This is a genomic window from Serpentinimonas barnesii, assembly GCF_000696225.1.
Classification (GTDB): Bacteria; Pseudomonadota; Gammaproteobacteria; order Burkholderiales; family Burkholderiaceae_C; genus Serpentinimonas; species Serpentinimonas barnesii.
In genome coordinates, this window is the sequence record NZ_BAWN01000037.1 from 1 (window position 1) to 408 (window position 408).

The 408-nt window shown below is 52.2% G+C and carries 1 protein-coding gene; it reads right to left on the minus strand.

Going from position 1 to position 408, the window contains the following annotated elements:
• Nucleotides 1-208: hypothetical protein (locus SRAH_RS12160; RefSeq protein WP_045477235.1), on the minus strand; the 208-nt coding region annotated here is incomplete at its 3' end.
• Nucleotides 209-408: the final 200 nt, after the last annotated feature.

Below are 408 nucleotides of genomic sequence, written 5' to 3' on the forward strand. Positions count from 1 at the left end.
CGTGCAGGTTGCCGTCACGGAAGTAGGCGAGCATGGCGCGGACATTGCAGTCATCAAAGAGATTCCCCAAACATCCGGAACGTGATCCTTTGCCGGTGGCAAGCATCTCAATGCGACGTTCACTAAGGACGTGCATATCTGGCTCCATCCATTTACTAAGGCGCATCAGTCCTTGAATTCTGCTCTCGTTGTAGTCTTTCAAATACATGATAACTCCAGTCAGGGTTTTTGAATATTTGGCACATCTACCCGAACGATCTTTAATTCGCCCGTGGTCTTGTCCACCGGCGCATGTCAAGATAGTTGTCGCCTGAATCATGCAGCTTTCGCCTGAATATGTGCGCCAGCCACAGCCGCTTTGATGACCGAGTCGCGCTCCGGGTTGAGCGTGACCGCATCGACCGGTGT